The sequence below is a fragment of the Pseudomonas sp. NFACC42-2 genome, assembly GCF_900116055.1.
Classification (GTDB): Bacteria; Pseudomonadota; Gammaproteobacteria; order Pseudomonadales; family Pseudomonadaceae; genus Aquipseudomonas; species Aquipseudomonas marginalis.
The window spans coordinates 54,738-71,774 of sequence record NZ_FOZO01000025.1 but is presented as its reverse complement, the minus strand read 5'-3'; the positions used below and the strand labels follow the sequence as shown (position 1 = coordinate 71,774).

The 17,037-nt window shown below is 54.8% G+C and carries 23 protein-coding genes; all 23 read left to right on the top strand.

The annotated features are described in order from the left end of the window. The first annotated feature begins 34 nt into the window (after window positions 1–34). The 23 genes from rpoC (at window position 35) to rplR (ending at window position 17,034) form a co-directional block, all read left to right on the top strand. Window positions 35–4,234, top strand: a complete 4,200-nt coding sequence (rpoC, locus tag BM416_RS27415) for a DNA-directed RNA polymerase subunit beta' (protein ID WP_092490075.1) — start codon at window positions 35–37, stop codon at window positions 4,232–4,234. Window positions 4,235–4,450: 216 nt separating this feature from the next. Beyond that, entirely contained in the window at window positions 4,451–4,822 is a 372-nt protein-coding gene (gene rpsL / locus BM416_RS27410; protein WP_002555494.1) for a 30S ribosomal protein S12, read from the top strand. 118 nt (window positions 4,823–4,940) lie between these two features. Continuing rightward, window positions 4,941–5,411: a 30S ribosomal protein S7 gene (rpsG, locus tag BM416_RS27405; protein ID WP_002555493.1), complete on the top strand. Its 471-nt coding sequence runs from the start codon at window positions 4,941–4,943 to the stop codon at window positions 5,409–5,411. 30 nt (window positions 5,412–5,441) lie between these two features. Continuing rightward, window positions 5,442–7,547, top strand: a complete 2,106-nt coding sequence (gene fusA, locus BM416_RS27400) for an elongation factor G (protein ID WP_003210087.1) — start codon at window positions 5,442–5,444, stop codon at window positions 7,545–7,547. A 30-nt stretch (window positions 7,548–7,577) separates the two neighbouring features. Next, the gene (gene tuf / locus BM416_RS27395; RefSeq protein ID WP_027605166.1) at window positions 7,578–8,771 is read left to right on the top strand and encodes an elongation factor Tu; all 1,194 of its coding nucleotides are present in this window, start codon (window positions 7,578–7,580) and stop codon (window positions 8,769–8,771) included. 157 nt (window positions 8,772–8,928) lie between these two features. Beyond that, window positions 8,929–9,240 carry a 30S ribosomal protein S10 gene (gene rpsJ / locus BM416_RS27390; RefSeq protein ID WP_003186070.1) on the top strand — a complete coding sequence of 104 codons (312 nt, stop codon included), beginning with the start codon at window positions 8,929–8,931 and terminating at the stop codon, window positions 9,238–9,240. An 81-nt stretch (window positions 9,241–9,321) separates the two neighbouring features. Then, a complete protein-coding gene (rplC, locus tag BM416_RS27385) occupies window positions 9,322–9,957 on the top strand; it encodes a 50S ribosomal protein L3 (RefSeq protein WP_007253310.1) in 636 nt (211 codons plus the stop codon). Window positions 9,958–9,969: 12 nt separating this feature from the next. Next, window positions 9,970–10,572, top strand: coding sequence for a 50S ribosomal protein L4 (gene rplD, locus BM416_RS27380; RefSeq protein ID WP_003176424.1), 603 nt, complete (start codon window positions 9,970–9,972; stop codon window positions 10,570–10,572). After that, window positions 10,569–10,868 (top strand): 50S ribosomal protein L23, encoded by a 300-nt coding sequence (gene rplW / locus BM416_RS27375; RefSeq protein WP_002555488.1) that lies wholly within the window; start codon window positions 10,569–10,571, stop codon window positions 10,866–10,868. Before rplD ends, rplW begins: the two co-directional genes overlap by 4 nt. Window positions 10,869–10,882: 14 nt before the next feature. Continuing rightward, entirely contained in the window at window positions 10,883–11,707 is an 825-nt protein-coding gene (rplB, locus tag BM416_RS27370) for a 50S ribosomal protein L2 (RefSeq protein ID WP_003210080.1), read from the top strand. Between the two features lie 16 nt (window positions 11,708–11,723). Next, window positions 11,724–11,999 (top strand): 30S ribosomal protein S19, encoded by a 276-nt coding sequence (gene rpsS / locus BM416_RS27365; RefSeq protein ID WP_003232420.1) that lies wholly within the window; start codon window positions 11,724–11,726, stop codon window positions 11,997–11,999. An 11-nt stretch (window positions 12,000–12,010) separates the two neighbouring features. After that, window positions 12,011–12,343, top strand: a complete 333-nt coding sequence (gene rplV / locus BM416_RS27360; RefSeq protein ID WP_003103908.1) for a 50S ribosomal protein L22 — start codon at window positions 12,011–12,013, stop codon at window positions 12,341–12,343. 13 nt (window positions 12,344–12,356) lie between these two features. Beyond that, window positions 12,357–13,043: a 30S ribosomal protein S3 gene (gene rpsC, locus BM416_RS27355; RefSeq protein WP_003176422.1), complete on the top strand. Its 687-nt coding sequence runs from the start codon at window positions 12,357–12,359 to the stop codon at window positions 13,041–13,043. Window positions 13,044–13,055: 12 nt separating this feature from the next. Next, complete coding sequence (gene rplP, locus BM416_RS27350; RefSeq protein WP_003232424.1) at window positions 13,056–13,469, top strand: 50S ribosomal protein L16; 414 nt, start codon at window positions 13,056–13,058, stop codon at window positions 13,467–13,469. Next, entirely contained in the window at window positions 13,469–13,660 is a 192-nt protein-coding gene (gene rpmC, locus BM416_RS27345; RefSeq protein WP_002555481.1) for a 50S ribosomal protein L29, read from the top strand. Before rplP ends, rpmC begins: the two co-directional genes overlap by 1 nt. Window positions 13,661–13,662: 2 nt before the next feature. Continuing rightward, window positions 13,663–13,929: a 30S ribosomal protein S17 gene (rpsQ, locus tag BM416_RS27340; protein ID WP_003176419.1), complete on the top strand. Its 267-nt coding sequence runs from the start codon at window positions 13,663–13,665 to the stop codon at window positions 13,927–13,929. Between the two features lie 23 nt (window positions 13,930–13,952). Continuing rightward, window positions 13,953–14,321, top strand: coding sequence for a 50S ribosomal protein L14 (gene rplN / locus BM416_RS27335; RefSeq protein ID WP_002555479.1), 369 nt, complete (start codon window positions 13,953–13,955; stop codon window positions 14,319–14,321). 11 nt (window positions 14,322–14,332) lie between these two features. Next, on the top strand, window positions 14,333–14,647 hold the full coding sequence (gene rplX / locus BM416_RS27330) for a 50S ribosomal protein L24 (protein WP_003176416.1): 315 nt from the start codon (window positions 14,333–14,335) through the stop codon (window positions 14,645–14,647). Window positions 14,648–14,669: 22 nt separating this feature from the next. Next, window positions 14,670–15,209: a 50S ribosomal protein L5 gene (gene rplE, locus BM416_RS27325; protein ID WP_003194642.1), complete on the top strand. Its 540-nt coding sequence runs from the start codon at window positions 14,670–14,672 to the stop codon at window positions 15,207–15,209. Window positions 15,210–15,222: 13 nt separating this feature from the next. Further along, window positions 15,223–15,528 carry a 30S ribosomal protein S14 gene (rpsN, locus tag BM416_RS27320; RefSeq protein ID WP_003176414.1) on the top strand — a complete coding sequence of 102 codons (306 nt, stop codon included), beginning with the start codon at window positions 15,223–15,225 and terminating at the stop codon, window positions 15,526–15,528. Window positions 15,529–15,734: 206 nt separating this feature from the next. Beyond that, a complete protein-coding gene (rpsH, locus tag BM416_RS27315) occupies window positions 15,735–16,127 on the top strand; it encodes a 30S ribosomal protein S8 (RefSeq protein WP_003176413.1) in 393 nt (130 codons plus the stop codon). A 12-nt stretch (window positions 16,128–16,139) separates the two neighbouring features. Then, the gene (gene rplF, locus BM416_RS27310) at window positions 16,140–16,673 is read left to right on the top strand and encodes a 50S ribosomal protein L6 (protein WP_003176412.1); all 534 of its coding nucleotides are present in this window, start codon (window positions 16,140–16,142) and stop codon (window positions 16,671–16,673) included. Window positions 16,674–16,683: 10 nt separating this feature from the next. Further along, on the top strand, window positions 16,684–17,034 hold the full coding sequence (gene rplR, locus BM416_RS27305) for a 50S ribosomal protein L18 (RefSeq protein ID WP_003186037.1): 351 nt from the start codon (window positions 16,684–16,686) through the stop codon (window positions 17,032–17,034). Window positions 17,035–17,037: the final 3 nt, after the last annotated feature.

Below are 17,037 nucleotides of genomic sequence, written 5' to 3'. Positions count from 1 at the left end.
TAGCCCGCTCTCTGCTCCGCCAGGAGGAAAGGCCTTGAAAGACCTACTGAATTTGCTGAAAAACCAGGGTCAAGTCGAAGAGTTCGACGCCATCCGTATTGGATTGGCATCGCCTGAGATGATCCGTTCGTGGTCGTTCGGTGAAGTTAAAAAGCCGGAAACCATCAACTACCGTACGTTCAAACCTGAGCGTGACGGCCTGTTCTGCGCCAAGATCTTTGGCCCGGTAAAGGATTACGAGTGCCTGTGCGGTAAGTACAAGCGCTTGAAGCACCGTGGTGTGATCTGCGAGAAGTGTGGCGTTGAAGTTGCACTGGCCAAGGTTCGTCGTGAGCGCATGGCGCACATCGAGCTGGCTTCGCCGGTTGCCCACATCTGGTTCCTGAAATCGCTGCCGTCCCGTATCGGCTTGCTGATGGACATGACCCTGCGTGATATCGAACGCGTTCTCTACTTCGAGAGCTATGTCGTTATCGATCCAGGCATGACTACCCTTGAAAAAGGCCAGTTGCTGAACGACGAGCAGTACTTCGAAGCGCTGGAAGAGTTCGGTGATGATTTCGACGCCCGCATGGGTGCCGAAGCTGTCCGCGAACTGCTGCACGCTATCGACCTGGAACACGAGATTGGTCGTCTGCGCGAAGAAATTCCGCAAACCAACTCCGAAACCAAGATCAAGAAACTGTCCAAGCGTCTGAAGTTGATGGAAGCCTTCCAGGGTTCCGGCAACCTGCCAGAGTGGATGGTGCTGACCGTTCTGCCGGTTCTGCCGCCAGATCTGCGTCCGCTGGTGCCGTTGGATGGTGGTCGTTTCGCGACTTCCGACCTCAACGACCTGTACCGCCGTGTGATCAACCGTAACAACCGCTTGAAGCGCCTGCTCGATCTGTCCGCTCCGGACATCATCGTGCGCAACGAAAAGCGTATGTTGCAGGAAGCTGTCGATGCCCTGCTCGACAACGGTCGTCGTGGCCGCGCTATCACCGGTTCCAACAAGCGTCCTCTGAAATCCTTGGCTGACATGATCAAGGGTAAGCAAGGTCGTTTCCGTCAGAACTTGCTCGGTAAGCGTGTTGACTACTCTGGTCGTTCGGTAATTACCGTAGGCCCGACCCTGCGTCTGCACCAGTGCGGTCTGCCTAAGAAGATGGCACTTGAGCTGTTCAAGCCATTCATCTTCGGCAAGCTGGAAATGCGCGGTCTCGCGACCACCATCAAAGCGGCCAAGAAAATGGTCGAGCGCGAGCTGCCAGAGGTTTGGGACGTTCTCGCTGAAGTGATTCGCGAACACCCGGTTCTCCTCAACCGTGCACCGACCCTTCACCGTCTGGGTATCCAGGCGTTTGAACCGGTACTGATCGAAGGTAAGGCCATCCAGCTGCACCCTCTGGTCTGTGCTGCGTACAACGCCGACTTCGACGGCGACCAAATGGCCGTGCACGTACCGCTGACACTGGAAGCCCAGTTGGAAGCGCGTGCGTTGATGATGTCGACCAACAACATTCTGTCGCCAGCCAACGGTGAGCCAATCATCGTTCCGTCGCAGGACGTTGTATTGGGTCTGTACTACATGACCCGTGAGGCGATCAACGCCAAAGGCGAAGGTCGTGTATTCGCTGACCTGCAGGAAGTTGACCGTGTGTTCCGTGCCGGCGAAGCCGCACTGCACGCCAAGGTCAAAGTGCGTATCAACGAAACTGTCAACGACCGTGATGGCGGCAGCGTGAGCGGCACCCGTATTGTCGACACCACCGTTGGCCGTGCGCTGTTGTACCAGGTTGTGCCAAAAGGCCTGTCGTACGACGTCGTCAACCTGCCGATGAAGAAAAAGGCGATCTCCAAGCTGATCAACCAATGCTATCGCGTGGTTGGTCTGAAAGAGACCGTGATCTTCGCTGACCAGTTGATGTACACCGGTTTTGCCTATTCGACCATTTCCGGCGTTTCCATCGGTGTTAACGACTTCGTTATCCCTGATGAAAAAGCCCGCATCATCAGTGCTGCTACTGATGAAGTGAAAGAGATCGAAAGCCAGTACGCCTCGGGCCTGGTAACACAGGGCGAGAAGTACAACAAAGTGATCGACCTTTGGTCCAAGGCCAACGACGAAGTGTCCAAGGCGATGATGGCCAACCTCTCGAAAGAGAAAGTTATCGACCGTCACGGTGTCGAAGTTGACCAGGAGTCCTTCAACTCGATGTACATGATGGCCGACTCGGGCGCACGGGGTTCTGCTGCGCAGATCCGTCAGCTCGCCGGTATGCGTGGCCTGATGGCCAAGCCGGACGGCTCCATCATCGAAACGCCGATTACAGCGAACTTCCGTGAAGGTTTGAGCGTACTCCAGTACTTCATCTCCACTCACGGTGCCCGGAAAGGTCTGGCGGATACCGCGTTGAAAACGGCTAACTCCGGTTACCTGACGCGTCGTCTGGTAGACGTTGCGCAAGATCTGGTTGTCACCGAGATCGACTGCGGCACCGAGCACGGCCTGCTGATGACTCCGCACATTGAAGGCGGTGACGTTGTAGAGCCACTGGGTGAGCGCGTATTGGGTCGTGTTATTGCCCGTGACGTATTCAAGCCAGGTACCGAGGAAGTTATTGTTCCTGCCGGCACTTTGGTTGATGAGAAGTGGGTCGAGTTCATCGAACTCAACAGCATCGACGAAGTGATCGTTCGCTCGCCGATCAGCTGCGAAACCCGCTACGGCATTTGCGCCAAGTGCTACGGCCGTGACTTGGCTCGTGGCCACCAGGTGAACATCGGTGAAGCGGTCGGCGTTATTGCCGCCCAGTCCATCGGTGAGCCGGGTACCCAGCTGACCATGCGTACGTTCCACATTGGTGGTGCGGCAAGCCGGACCTCCGCAGCCGACAGCGTTCAGGTGAAGAATGGCGGTACTGTCCGCCTGCACAACCTGAAGCACGTTGAGCGAGTGGACGGTCACCTGGTTGCTGTGTCCCGTTCCGGTGAGCTGGCAATCGCTGATGACTACGGTCGTGAGCGTGAGCGCTACAAGCTGCCGTACGGTGCTGTGATTTCGGTTAAAGAGGGTGACAAGGTCGACGCTGGCGCAATCGTGGCCAAGTGGGATCCGCACACTCACCCAATCGTTACCGAAATGAAAGGTACCGTGACCTACGTGGGCATGGAAGAAGGTATTACGATCAAGCGTCAGACTGACGAATTGACCGGTATGACCAACATTGAAGTACTCGACGCGAAAGATCGTCCAGCTGCCGGTAAAGACATCCGTCCTGCCGTGAAGATGGTCGATGACAACGGCAAGGATCTGTTGCTGCCAGGCACTGACGTAATCGCTCAGTACTTCCTGCCAGCCAACGCCCTGGTCGGTGTAGCGGACGGTGCGAAGATCGCGATCGGTGATGTTATCGCGCGTATCCCGCAAGAAACTTCGAAGACCCGTGACATCACCGGTGGTTTGCCGCGTGTTGCCGACTTGTTCGAAGCTCGTCGTCCGAAAGAAGCGTCGATTCTGGCTGAAGTCAGCGGCACCATCGCGTTCGGTAAAGAAACCAAGGGCAAGCGCCGTCTGGTTATTACCCCGAACGACGGTACCGATCCGTACGAAGAGCTGATTCCAAAGTGGCGTCACCTGAACGTGTTCGAAGGCGAACAGGTAAACCGCGGCGAAGTGATCTCCGACGGCCCGAGCGATCCACACGACATCCTGCGTCTGCTGGGTGTGAGTGCGCTGGCCAAGTACATCGTCAACGAGATCCAGGACGTTTACCGCCTGCAAGGCGTGAAGATCAACGATAAGCACATCGAGACCATCCTGCGTCAGATGCTGCGTAAAGTTGAGATCGCTGAATCCGGCGATTCCAGTTTCATCAAGGGCGACCAGATGGAACTGACTCACGTGCTGGTGGAAAACGAGCGTCTGGCTGGCGACGAGAAATTCGTTTCCAAGTTCACTCGCGTACTGCTGGGTATCACCAAGGCGTCGTTGTCCACTGAGTCGTTCATCTCGGCGGCCTCCTTCCAGGAGACCACTCGCGTACTGACCGAAGCAGCGGTAACCGGCAAGCGCGATTACCTGCGCGGCCTGAAAGAGAACGTGGTCGTGGGTCGTCTGATCCCGGCTGGTACCGGTTTGGCTTACCACAGCGAGCGTAAGCGTCGCCGTGATGCTGACAAGCCGTTGCGCGTCAGCGCCAGTGAAGTGGAAGCTGCACTGACCGAAGCACTGAACTCAAGCGGTAACTGAGTTCTGCGGTAAATAAGTCTGGGCCCTGGCAGCCCCATTCGTCGGATCAAGGCAGTTTTGCCCGGGTTCGACGGGAGGGGAGGTCGGGGCCTTGCCTTGACTGGGGGCAAGATCCTCTTTAGACTCTTGTACCCCTAAATTTGGCGGGAATTCGTTCCTGCCATTTTGCTTTTCTTGCAAGACAATAGCGTCGCAAGACAACAGTGGAGCTAGTAGATGGCAACTATCAACCAGCTGGTACGTCAGCCGCGTAAGCGTATCGTCGAGAAATCCGACGTGCCTGCGCTGCAGAACTGCCCGCAACGTCGTGGCGTATGCACCCGTGTGTATACCACCACGCCGAAAAAACCTAACTCGGCACTGCGTAAAGTATGCCGTGTGCGCCTGACCAACGGTTTCGAGGTTTCCTCGTACATCGGCGGTGAAGGCCACAACCTGCAAGAGCACAGCGTGGTACTGATCCGCGGCGGTCGTGTAAAAGACTTGCCAGGTGTTCGTTATCACACCGTACGCGGCTCCTTGGATACTTCCGGCGTTAAAGGTCGTAACCAGGGTCGTTCGAAGTACGGTACCAAGAAGCCTAAGTAGTAGCGGCTTTTTGTAAAACTGAATCATCTTATTTTCTGAGTCGATAAGAGTAAGGTCGGAGGCGTCCCGAAAGGGCACCGATTCCGAGCGAACCTGAAGACCGTTTGAGGGCTTATCCATGCCAAGAAGACGCGTAGCAGCCAAGCGCGAAGTGCTTGACGATCCAAAATACGGAAGCCAAATTCTGGCCAAGTTCATGAACCACGTGATGGAAAGCGGCAAGAAAGCCGTTGCCGAACGTATCGTTTATGGCGCGCTGGAAAAGGTTAAAGAACGCAAGAACAGCGACCCCCTGGAAATCTTCGAGAAAGCTCTCGACGCCATCGCTCCGCTGGTCGAAGTGAAGTCGCGCCGTGTAGGCGGTGCTACTTACCAGGTTCCGGTTGAAGTTCGTCCGTCCCGTCGTAACGCTCTGGCAATGCGCTGGTTGGTAGACTTCGCCCGTAAGCGCGGCGAGAAGTCTATGGCTCTGCGTTTGGCCGGCGAACTGTTGGACGCTGCTGAAGGTAAAGGTGCTGCTGTTAAGAAGCGTGAAGACGTGCACCGTATGGCTGAAGCTAACAAAGCTTTCTCGCACTACCGCTTCTAATCTTAGCTTCACTAATTTTGCGAGGGCTTTATGGCTCGTACTACTCCGATTAGCCGCTACCGTAACATCGGTATCGTTGCTCACGTGGATGCTGGTAAAACCACCACCACCGAGCGCGTACTGTTTTACACCGGCAAAAGTCACAAAATGGGCGAGGTGCATGATGGCGCCGCGACCACAGACTGGATGGTTCAGGAGCAGGAGCGTGGTATTACCATTACTTCTGCTGCTATTACCGCCTTCTGGAAAGGTTCCGAGAAGCAGTACAAAGATGAGCATCGCTTCAACGTTATCGATACCCCAGGCCACGTAGACTTCACTATTGAAGTTGAGCGTTCCCTGCGCGTACTCGACGGCGCTGTCGTTGTGTTCTGCGGTACCTCGGGTGTCGAGCCTCAGTCGGAAACCGTATGGCGTCAAGCCAACAAATACGGCGTTCCACGTCTTGTTTATGTAAACAAGATGGACCGTGCTGGTGCCAACTTCCTGCGCGTGATCGGTCAGATCAAGCAGCGTCTGGGTCATACTCCGGTGCCAATCCAATTGGCTATCGGTTCCGAAGACAACTTCCAGGGTCAGATCGATCTGATCAACATGGAAGCGGTCTATTGGAATGACGCTGACAAAGGTATGGTTCCTGTTCGCAAGCCTATCCCTGCAGAATTGCAGGAACTGGCTGACGAGTGGCGCAACAACATGGTTGAGGCTGCCGCCGAAGCCAGCGAAGAGCTGATGAACAAGTACCTCGAAGGTGAAGAACTCACCAACGTGGAAATCAAGGCTGCTCTGCGTCAGCGTACTATCGCTGGTGAGATCGTCTTGGCTGTTTGCGGTTCTTCCTTCAAGAACAAGGGTGTTCCCCTGGTTCTCGACGCCGTGATCGACTACCTGCCTGCTCCTACCGACATTCCTGCTATCAAGGGTACCAACCCTGATAACGAGGAAGAAGAGATGGAGCGTCATGCTGACGACAGCGAGCCGTTCTCGGCTCTGGCGTTCAAGATCGCTACCGACCCATTCGTGGGTACTCTGACCTTCGTCCGCGTTTACTCGGGCGTGTTGGCCTCCGGCGACGGCGTGATCAACTCGGTCAAAGGCAAGAAAGAGCGTGTGGGTCGTATGGTGCAAATGCACGCAAACGCCCGTGAAGAGATCAAGGAAGTGCGCGCTGGTGACATCGCGGCCTTGATCGGCATGAAGGACGTCACCACTGGTGAGACTTTGTGCGACGCTGCCAAGCCAATCATCCTGGTTCGCATGGACTTCCCGGAGCCGGTTATTTCGGTTGCCGTAGAGCCTAAGACCAAGGATGACCAGGAAAAAATGGGTATCGCTCTGGGCAAGCTTGCTCAGGAAGATCCATCTTTCCGCGTCAAAACTGATGAAGAGACTGGTCAAACGATCATCTCTGGCATGGGCGAGTTGCACCTGGACATCCTGGTTGACCGGATGCGCCGTGAGTTCAACGTCGAAGCCAACATCGGTAAGCCTCAGGTTTCCTATCGTGAGCGCATCACGAAAAACTGTGAAATCGAAGGCAAGTTCGTTCGTCAGTCCGGCGGTCGTGGTCAGTTCGGTCACTGCTGGATCCGTTTTGCTCCTGCTGACGAAGGTCAGGAAGGTCTGCAATTCGTGAACGAAGTAGTGGGTGGTGTTGTTCCTAAGGAATACATCCCTGCTATCCAGAAGGGTATCGAAGAGCAGATGAAGAACGGTGTTGTTGCCGGCTATCCGCTGATCGGCCTGAAAGCAACCGTTTTTGACGGTTCTTACCACGACGTCGACTCCAACGAGATGGCGTTTAAGGTGGCTGCTTCCATGGCAACCAAGCAACTGGCCCAGAAGGGCGGTGGTGAGTTGCTTGAGCCAATCATGGCGGTAGAAGTTGTTACACCTGAAGACTATATGGGTGATGTCATGGGCGACCTCAACCGTCGTCGCGGCATGATCTTGGGTATGGAAGACACGGTTTCCGGCAAAGTGATTCGCGCCGAGGTTCCGTTGGGTGAGATGTTCGGTTATGCGACCGACGTTCGTTCCATGTCCCAGGGTCGCGCAAGCTACTCTATGGAATTCAAAAAATACAACACAGCTCCGGCGCACATCGCTGAAACTGTATCCAAAAAACAAGGCTGATTCAGTCCTTTAGGCAAGGAGTTAATTGTCGTGGCTAAAGAAAAATTTGATCGTTCCCTACCGCACGTCAACGTTGGCACTATCGGTCACGTTGACCACGGTAAAACCACTCTGACCGCAGCTCTGACTCGCGTCTGCTCCGAGGTTTTCGGTTCTGCAGTCGTTGATTTCGATAAAATCGACAGCGCTCCAGAAGAAAAAGCTCGTGGTATCACCATCAACACCGCGCACGTCGAGTACAACTCGAAGATCCGTCACTACGCTCACGTTGACTGCCCAGGTCACGCTGACTATGTGAAGAACATGATCACTGGTGCTGCCCAGATGGACGGCGCGATCCTGGTTTGCTCGGCCGCTGATGGTCCGATGCCACAAACCCGTGAGCACATCCTGCTGTCCCGTCAGGTAGGCGTTCCGTACATCGTGGTTTTCCTGAACAAGGCTGACCTGGTAGACGACGCTGAGCTGCTGGAACTGGTTGAGATGGAAGTGCGCGATCTGCTGAGCACTTACGACTTCCCAGGCGACGACACTCCGATCATCATCGGTTCTGCTCGTATGGCGCTGGAAGGCAAAGACGATAACGAAATGGGCACCACTGCCGTTCGTAAACTGGTTGAAACCCTGGACAGCTACATCCCAGAACCAGTTCGTCTGACCGACAAGCCGTTCCTGATGCCAATCGAAGACGTATTCTCGATCTCCGGTCGTGGTACTGTTGTGACTGGTCGTATCGAGCGCGGTATCGTTCGCGTTCAAGATGCTCTGGAAATCGTTGGTCTGCGTGACACTACCAACACTGTCTGCACTGGTGTTGAAATGTTCCGCAAGCTGCTCGACGAAGGTCGTGCTGGCGAGAACTGCGGCGTTCTGCTGCGTGGTACCAAGCGTGACGACGTTGAGCGTGGCCAGGTTCTGGTTAAGCCAGGTTCGGTTAAGCCGCACACCAAGTTCACCGCAGAAGTTTACGTTCTGAGCAAGGAAGAAGGCGGTCGTCACACTCCGTTCTTCAAAGGCTACCGTCCACAGTTCTACTTCCGTACTACTGACGTGACTGGTAACTGCCAGCTGCCAGAAGGCGTTGAAATGGTAATGCCAGGCGATAACATCCAAATGGAAGTTACCCTGATCAAGACCATCGCAATGGAAGACGGTCTGCGCTTCGCTATCCGTGAAGGCGGCCGTACCGTTGGTGCTGGTGTTGTAGCTAAAATCATCGAGTAAGCGTCTCTTCTGAGATAGCTTCGATGCTTTGAAAAGCCCCCGCTCAGCGGGGGCTTTTTTATTGGGTTGACACCTATCTAGGGCGTCTATAGAATTGCGCCTCCTTTTAACGGGCGTATTGCGCTCGCTGGGAATAGCAGCCGGAGTCTGAAATCCAATGCAAAATCAGCAAATCCGTATCAGGTTGAAGGCTTTTGACCATCGCCTGATCGACCAATCCACCCAGGAAATCGTGGAAACCGCGAAACGTACTGGTGCTCAAGTGCGTGGTCCAATTCCACTGCCTACCCGTAAAGAGCGGTTCACCGTTCTGGTCTCCCCGCACGTCAACAAAGACGCGCGTGACCAGTACGAGATCCGTACTCATAAGCGCGTACTGGACATCGTCCAGCCAACGGATAAAACCGTTGATGCTCTTATGAAGCTCGATCTGGCGGCCGGTGTGGAAGTACAGATCAGCCTCGGCTAAGACTTGGGTCTTAGTCGTGTAACGCTCTGAAATGGGCGGCCATAGCGGGTGAAAGCCCCGTACACTCATGAGGTTTACAACATGACTATTGGTGTAGTCGGTCGTAAATGCGGTATGACCCGTATTTTCACCGAAGAAGGTGTCTCCATTCCGGTTACGGTCATTGAGATCGAGCCGAATCGCGTCACCCAGTTCAAAACTGAAGAAACCGATGGCTATCGTGCAGTGCAAGTCACTGTCGGCGAGCGTCGCGCTTCGCGTGTGACTGCTGCTCAAGCAGGTCACTTCGCTAAAGCAAACGTTGCAGCTGGTCGTACTGTCATGGAGTTCCGTCTTGAAGAAGGCGACTACCAGGCTGGCGATCTGATCAACGCTGAAATCTTCGCTGCTGGTCAACTGGTTGATGTAACCGGTCAGTCCAAAGGTAAAGGCTTCCAGGGTACGATCAAGCGTTGGAATTTCCGTGGTCAAGACAACACTCACGGTAACTCCGTTTCCCACCGCGTCCCGGGCTCTATTGGCCAGTGCCAGACTCCTGGTCGTGTATTCAAGGGCAAAAAAATGTCCGGTCATATGGGCGCTGAGCGCGTGACCGTGCAGTCCCTCGAAGTAGTGCGCGTCGACGCTGAACGCAATCTGTTGTTGGTCAAGGGTGCTGTTCCTGGCGCTACTGGCGGCAACCTGGTTGTACGTCCAGCGGCCAAGGCTCGCGGTTAAGGGGAAGCTGACATGCAATTAAATGTAAATGACGCTCAAGCGATCGAAGTTTCCGAACTGACATTTGGCGGCGAATTCAACGAGACGCTGGTTCACCAAGCAGTCGTGGCCTACATGGCCGGCGGCCGTCAAGGTAGCAAGCAGCAAAAGACCCGTTCCGACGTTCGTGGTGGCGGTAAGCGCCCTTGGCGTCAGAAAGGTACTGGCCGTGCTCGTGCCGGTACTATCCGTAGCCCAATCTGGCGCGGCGGCGGTACCACTTTCGCAGCTCGTCCGCAGGATCACTCTCAGAAGCTCAACAAGAAGATGTATCGCGCAGCACTGCGCTCCATCCTTGCTGAACTCGTGCGTACTGATCGCCTGGTCGTGGTTCAGGACTTCGCTGTTGAAAGTCCAAAAACCAAAGATCTGCTGGGCAAACTGAACAACATGAGCCTGACCGACGTTTTGATCGTGTCTGAAGCCGTTGATCAGAACCTGTACCTGGCTGCTCGTAACCTGCCACACGTTGATGTACGTGACGTGCAAGGTTCCGATCCAGTTAGTCTGATCGCATACGACAAGGTGTTGATCACCGTGTCGGCCGTGAAGAAATTCGAGGAGCTGCTGGGATGAACCAGGAACGCGTATTTAAAGTTCTGCTTGGCCCGCACGTTTCCGAAAAGGCTACGGTTCTGGCTGACAAGAAAGGCCAGTTCGTTTTCAAGGTTGCAACTGACGCAACCAAGCTGGAAATCAAGAAGGCCGTCGAAAGCCTGTTCAGCGTGAAAGTTGAGCGTGTTACTACCCTGAATGTTCTGGGTAAGAGCAAGCGCACTGCTCGCGGTCTGGGCAAGCGTAATGACTGGAAGAAGGCAGTTATCTCCCTTCAGCCAGGCCAAGATCTCGATTTCAGCAGCAGTGCTGAGTAAGGAAGGGGTGCATCATGGCAATCGTTAAATGCAAACCGACTTCCCCTGGCCGCCGTTTTGTGGTCAAGGTGGTCAACCAGGAGCTGCATAAAGGCGCTCCTCACGCACCGCTGCTCGAGAAGAAATCGAAGACTGGTGGTCGTAACAACAATGGTCGTATTACCACTCGTCACATTGGTGGTGGCCATAAGCAGCATTATCGTCTGGTCGACTTCCGTCGCAACGACAAAGATGGCATCGCTGCCACTGTCGAGCGTATCGAATACGATCCAAACCGTACTGCTCACATCGCTCTGCTGCTGTACGCAGATGGCGAGCGTCGCTACATCATCGCGCCTAAAGGCGTGAGTGCTGGCGACCAGCTGATCGCAGGTGCCCTGGCGCCGATCAAGCCGGGCAACGCTCTGCAACTGCGTAACATTCCAGTTGGTAGCACCGTACACGGCATCGAATTGAAGCCAGGTAAAGGCGCGCAAATCGCTCGTTCCGCTGGTGCTTCGGCTCAGCTGATCGCTCGTGAAGGTGTCTACGTGACCCTGCGTCTGCGTTCTGGTGAGATGCGTAAAGTGCTGGCTGAATGCCGCGCGACCCTGGGTGAAGTCTCGAACTCCGAGCACAGCCTGCGTTCGCTGGGTAAAGCTGGTGCCAAACGCTGGCGTGGCGTTCGCCCAACCGTTCGTGGTGTTGCCATGAACCCGGTTGACCACCCACACGGTGGTGGTGAAGGTCGTACCTCTGGTGGTCGTCATCCGGTATCGCCATGGGGCTTCCCGACTAAGGGCGCGAAGACTCGTGGTAATAAGCGTACCGACAAAATGATCGTCCGTCGTCGCAAGTAAATAGAGGGATACGACAGTGCCACGTTCTCTGAAAAAAGGTCCTTTTATTGATCTTCACCTACTGAAGAAGATCGAAGTGGCGGCGGAAAAGAACGATCGCAAACCAGTTAAGACCTGGTCGCGTCGTTCGATGATCCTGCCACAAATGGTCGGTCTGACCATCGCTGTACACAACGGTCGTCTGCACGTCCCAGTTCTCGTTAACGAAGACATGGTCGGCCACAAACTAGGCGAGTTTGCCGGTACCCGCACTTATCGTGGGCACGTGGCAGACAAGAAAGCCAAGCGTTAAGGGGTAAGGAAATGGAAGTAGCCGCTAAGTTGTCGGGCGCTCGAATCTCCGCCCAGAAAGCCCGCTTGGTCGCCGACCAGATCCGCGGGAAGAAGGTGGGCGAAGCGCTCAACCTGTTGGCTTTCAGCAGTAAGAAAGCCGCCGAGATCATGAAGAAAGTGCTGGAGTCGGCCGTAGCCAACGCCGAGCATAACGAAGGCGCAGACGTTGATGACCTGAAGGTCAGCACCGTTTTCGTCAACGAAGGGCGTTCGCTGAAGCGCATCATGCCACGTGCCAAAGGCCGTGCTGATCGCATCGTCAAGCGGTCTTGCCATATCACTGTCAAGGTTGCTGACAAGTAACGGAGTCGAAGAGATGGGTCAGAAAGTACATCCCATTGGCATTCGCCTGGGAATCGTCAAGGAGCACACCTCCGTCTGGTACGCAGACGGTCGGACTTATGCGGACTATTTGTTCGCTGATCTGAAGGTGCGTGAGTATCTCCAAGACAAACTAAAAAGCGCGTCCGTAAGCCGTATCGATATCCATCGTCCGGCGCAAACTGCACGTATCACCATCCACACCGCTCGTCCAGGTATCGTTATCGGGAAGAAAGGTGAAGATGTTGAGAAACTGCGTCAGGACCTGACCAAGCAAATGGGTGTGCCTGTGCACATCAATATCGAAGAGATCCGCAAGCCGGAGCTCGACGGTATGCTGGTTGCGCAGAGCGTAGCTCAGCAGCTGGAGCGTCGCGTAATGTTCCGTCGCGCTATGAAGCGCGCCGTACAGAACGCCATGCGCATTGGTGCCAAAGGCATCAAAATCCAAGTGAGCGGTCGTCTCGGCGGTGCTGAAATCGCACGTACTGAATGGTATCGCGAAGGTCGTGTGCCACTGCACACCCTGCGTGCCGACATCGACTATGCCAACTACGAAGCTCACACCACTTACGGTGTGATCGGTGTAAAGGTTTGGATCTTCAAAGGCGAAGTAATTGGTGGTCGCCAAGAAGAACTGAAACCACAAGCACCAGCGCCTCGTAAAAAAGCTGCTAAGTAAGGGGTACGCCAAATGTTGCAACCAAAGCGTACGAAGTTCCGCAAGCAGATGACAGGCCACAACCGTGGTCTGGCTCAGCGCGGTAGCAAAGTCAGCTTCGGCGAGTTCGCGCTGAAGTCTGTAGCTCGTGGTCGTCTCACCGCTCGTCAGATCGAGTCAGCGCGTCGTGCACTGACCCGTCACGTTAAACGTGGCGGCAAGATCTGGATCCGTGTATTCCCGGACAAGCCGATCTCCAAAAAGCCTCTCGAGGTTCGGATGGGTAAAGGTAAGGGTAACGTGGAATACTGGGTAGCCCAGATTCAGCCAGGCAAAGTCCTGTATGAAATCGAGGGTGTAACTGAAGAGCTGGCGCGTGAGGCTTTTGCCCTGGCTGCTGCAAAGCTGCCGCTCGCCACCGCCTTTGTTAAACGGACGGTGATGTGATGAAAGCGAATGAACTTCGTGAAAAATCCGCACAGCAGCTGAACGAGCAACTGCTCGGCCTGCTGCGCGACCAGTTCAATCTGCGCATGCAGAAAGCAACTGGCCAGTTGGGGCAGTCTCATCTGCTCTCGCAAGTTAAGCGTGACATCGCTCGCGTGAAGACTGTGCTCAACCAGCAGGCAGGTAAGTGATCATGGCTGAAGCCGAAAAGACTGTCCGTACGCTGACTGGCCGTGTTGTCAGCGACAAGATGGACAAAACCATCACCGTTTTGATCGAGCGTCGCGTTAAGCACCCGATCTACGGTAAATATGTTAAGCGTTCGACTAAGCTGCACGCGCACGACGAAACCAACCAGTGCCACATCGGCGACAAAGTCACTATTCGTGAAACTCGTCCGCTGGCCAAGACCAAGTCTTGGGCATTGGTTGATGTTCTCGAACGCGCTGTGGAAGTCTAAGGACTAGGGGTCGGAGAAATTATATGATTCAGACTCAATCCATGCTCGATGTGGCCGATAACAGCGGCGCTCGCCGTGTTATGTGCATCAAGGTGCTGGGTGGCTCCCATCGTCGTTACGCTGGTATCGGTGACATCATCAAAGTTACCGTCAAGGAAGCAATTCCTCGCGGTAAAGTGAAAAAAGGCCAAGTGATGACTGCTGTTGTAGTCCGCACTCGTCACGGCGTACGTCGTGCAGATGGCTCCATTATCCGCTTTGATGGCAACGCTGCTGTTCTTCTGAACAACAAGCAAGAGCCGATCGGCACCCGTATCTTTGGGCCAGTGACCCGTGAACTTCGTACTGAGAAGTTCATGAAGATCGTCTCGCTCGCCCCAGAAGTGCTGTAAGGAGATCCGACATGCAAAAGATTCGTCGTGACGACGAGATCATCGTGATCGCCGGCAAAGACAAAGGTAAGCGCGGTAAGGTGCTTAAGGTTCTCGCTAATAACCGTCTGGTTATCGGTGGTCTGAACCTGGTCAAGCGCCATACCAAGCCTAACCCGATGTCGGGCGTGCAGGGCGGTATCGTCGAGAAAGAAGCTCCGCTGGACGCTTCTAACGTCGCCATCTTCAACGGCGAAACCAACAAGGCTGACCGCGTTGGTTTCAAAGTAGAAGACGGTAAGAAAATTCGTGTCTTCAAGTCGACCCAAAAAGCGGTTGATGCTTGAACACTGCTAGGTAGATTAGACCATGGCACGACTACAAGAGATTTACCGGAAGGAAATCGCCCCTAAGCTTAAGGAAGAACTTAAGCTTGGGAACGTGATGGAAGTTCCGCGCGTTACCAAAATCACCCTGAACATGGGTCTGGGCGAAGCGATCGGTGACAAAAAAGTCATCGAGCACGCTGTTGCCGACCTGGAAAAGATCACCGGCCAGAAAGTCGTTGTGACCTACGCTCGCAAATCCATCGCTGGCTTTAAAGTCCGTGAAGGTTGGCCGATCGGCGTCAAAGTGACTCTGCGCCGTGAGCGTATGTACGAATTCCTGGATCGTCTGCTGTCGATCTCCCTGCCTCGGGTTCGCGACTTCCGCGGCCTGAATGCCAAGTCCTTCGATGGTCGTGGTAACTACAGCATGGGCGTGAAAGAGCAGATCATCTTCCCGGAAATCGACTACGACAAGATCGATGCTCTCCGCGGTCTGGACATCACCCTGACCACCACTGCCAAGAACGATGATGAAGGTCGCGCCCTGTTGCGTGCTTTCAAATTCCCGTTCCGCAACTGATTGGAGTAGGACCATGGCCAAGATGAGCATGAAAAACCGCGAGCTGAAGCGTCAGCTCACGGTTGCCAAGTACGCCAAGAAGCGTGCAGCACTGAAAGCAATCATCGTTGATCTGAACGCAAGTCCAGAAGCGCGTTGGGAAGCTACAGTTGCCCTGCAGAAGCAGCCACGTGACGCAAGCGCTTCGCGCATGCGTAACCGCTGCCGCCTGACCGGTCGTCCACACGGCGTTTACCGCAAGTTCGGCCTCGGCCGTAACAAACTGCGTGAAGCGGCAATGCGTGGTGACGTACCAGGTCTGGTTAAAGCCAGCTGGTAAGTACTTTCAGCGTCCAGGTGGTCCGAATCGAAAGATACTGACCGCCGGTGACCCTGAATCTGGAACAAGCCCCTTTTGGGGCTTGTTTCATTTCCGGAGTGTGTCTAAAATACGCGGCTCGCCTGAGCCCGTGTTTTTTACCCGGAGATTCTCAGCGACATATGTAGCCGCAAGGCTAATTTTTTTGTATTAGGAGCGTCTAGCCCATGAGTATGCAGGACCCGTTAGCGGACATGCTAACTCGTATCCGTAATGCCCAGATGGCTGAAAAGTCCGTCGTAAGCATGCCGTCTTCCAAGTTGAAGGTTGCTGTTGCCAAAGTCCTGAAAGACGAAGGCTACATTGCGGGTTATCAGATCAGCAGCGAAATCAAACCACTGCTGTCCATCGAGCTGAAGTACTTCGAAGGCCGTTCGGTCATCGAGGAAGTGAAGCGCGTTAGCCGTCCAGGCCTGCGTCAGTACAAGTCCGCTGAAGATCTGCCGAAAGTTCGTGGCGGTCTGGGCGTGTCTATCGTCTCCACCAACAAAGGTGTGATGACGGATCGTGCTGCGCGCGCTGCCGGTGTCGGCGGCGAAGTTCTTTGCACTGTGTTCTAAGGGGGGATAAGCATGTCTCGCGTCGCTAAGAACCCCGTTAAGCTGCCAGCCGGTGTCGAAGTCAAATTCGCAGGCCAACAGCTTTCGGTGAAGGGTGCCAAGGGCACTCTTGAACTGAATATCCATTCGTCCGTTGAGATCGTTGAAGAAGCTGGTGAGCTGCGTTTCGCTGCTCGCAATGGCGATCAACAAACTCGCGCAATGGCTGGTACCACGCGTGCGTTGGTAAACAACATGGTCCAAGGCGTAAGCCAAGGCTTCGAGCGTAAGCTCCAGCTGGTCGGTGTTGGTTACAAAGCGCAAGCAAAAGGCACGGTTTTGAACCTGGCCCTTGGCTTCTCGCACCCAGTGGATTACGAACTGCCGGAAGGCATCACCGCTGAGACTCCTAGCCAGACCGATATCCTGATCAAGGGCATCGATAAGCAACTGGTAGGTCAAGTGGCTGCTGAGATCCGCGACTTCCGTCCACCAGAGCCGTACAAAGGCAAAGGTGTGCGCTACGCGGACGAAGTCGTCCGTCGTAAAGAAGCCAAGAAGAAGTAGGGCATAGCAAATGACCGACAAAAAAGTTACTCGACTGCGTCGCGCTCGCAAAGCACGCCTGAAAATGCACGAACTCGAAGTCGTGCGTCTCTGCGTGTTCCGCTCGTCGCAGCACATCTACGCCCAGGTCATCTCGGCCGACGGCAACAAAGTCCTGGCCAGCGCCTCGACTTTGGATAAAGAACTGCGTGATGGTGCCACTGGCAACATCGACGCGGCCACAAAGGTTGGCCAGCTGGTCGCTACGCGTGCTAAGGCCGCTGGCGTCTCGCAAGTGGCTTTCGACCGCTCTGGCTTCAAGTACCACGGCCGCGTTAAAGCGCTGGCTGATGCTGCTCGTGAAGCTGGGCTGGAGTTCTAAGTT

Bases quoted from the DNA above. Each gene is read 5' to 3' on its own strand.
- rpsL (WP_002555494.1), top strand. From the start codon at position 4,451: ATGGCAACTATCAACCAGCTGGTACGTCAGCCGCGTAAGCGTATCGTC.
- rpsG (WP_002555493.1), top strand. From the start codon at position 4,941: ATGCCAAGAAGACGCGTAGCAGCCAAGCGCGAAGTGCTTGACGATCCA.
- fusA (WP_003210087.1), top strand. From the start codon at position 5,442: ATGGCTCGTACTACTCCGATTAGCCGCTACCGTAACATCGGTATCGTT.
- rpsJ (WP_003186070.1), top strand. From the start codon at position 8,929: ATGCAAAATCAGCAAATCCGTATCAGGTTGAAGGCTTTTGACCATCGC.
- rplC (WP_007253310.1), top strand. From the start codon at position 9,322: ATGACTATTGGTGTAGTCGGTCGTAAATGCGGTATGACCCGTATTTTC.
- rplD (WP_003176424.1), top strand. From the start codon at position 9,970: ATGCAATTAAATGTAAATGACGCTCAAGCGATCGAAGTTTCCGAACTG.
- rplW (WP_002555488.1), top strand. From the start codon at position 10,569: ATGAACCAGGAACGCGTATTTAAAGTTCTGCTTGGCCCGCACGTTTCC.
- rplB (WP_003210080.1), top strand. From the start codon at position 10,883: ATGGCAATCGTTAAATGCAAACCGACTTCCCCTGGCCGCCGTTTTGTG.
- rplV (WP_003103908.1), top strand. From the start codon at position 12,011: ATGGAAGTAGCCGCTAAGTTGTCGGGCGCTCGAATCTCCGCCCAGAAA.
- rpsC (WP_003176422.1), top strand. From the start codon at position 12,357: ATGGGTCAGAAAGTACATCCCATTGGCATTCGCCTGGGAATCGTCAAG.
- rplP (WP_003232424.1), top strand. From the start codon at position 13,056: ATGTTGCAACCAAAGCGTACGAAGTTCCGCAAGCAGATGACAGGCCAC.
- rpmC (WP_002555481.1), top strand. From the start codon at position 13,469: ATGAAAGCGAATGAACTTCGTGAAAAATCCGCACAGCAGCTGAACGAG.
- rpsQ (WP_003176419.1), top strand. From the start codon at position 13,663: ATGGCTGAAGCCGAAAAGACTGTCCGTACGCTGACTGGCCGTGTTGTC.
- rplN (WP_002555479.1), top strand. From the start codon at position 13,953: ATGATTCAGACTCAATCCATGCTCGATGTGGCCGATAACAGCGGCGCT.
- rplX (WP_003176416.1), top strand. From the start codon at position 14,333: ATGCAAAAGATTCGTCGTGACGACGAGATCATCGTGATCGCCGGCAAA.
- rplE (WP_003194642.1), top strand. From the start codon at position 14,670: ATGGCACGACTACAAGAGATTTACCGGAAGGAAATCGCCCCTAAGCTT.
- rpsN (WP_003176414.1), top strand. From the start codon at position 15,223: ATGGCCAAGATGAGCATGAAAAACCGCGAGCTGAAGCGTCAGCTCACG.
- rpsH (WP_003176413.1), top strand. From the start codon at position 15,735: ATGAGTATGCAGGACCCGTTAGCGGACATGCTAACTCGTATCCGTAAT.
- rplF (WP_003176412.1), top strand. From the start codon at position 16,140: ATGTCTCGCGTCGCTAAGAACCCCGTTAAGCTGCCAGCCGGTGTCGAA.
- rplR (WP_003186037.1), top strand. From the start codon at position 16,684: ATGACCGACAAAAAAGTTACTCGACTGCGTCGCGCTCGCAAAGCACGC.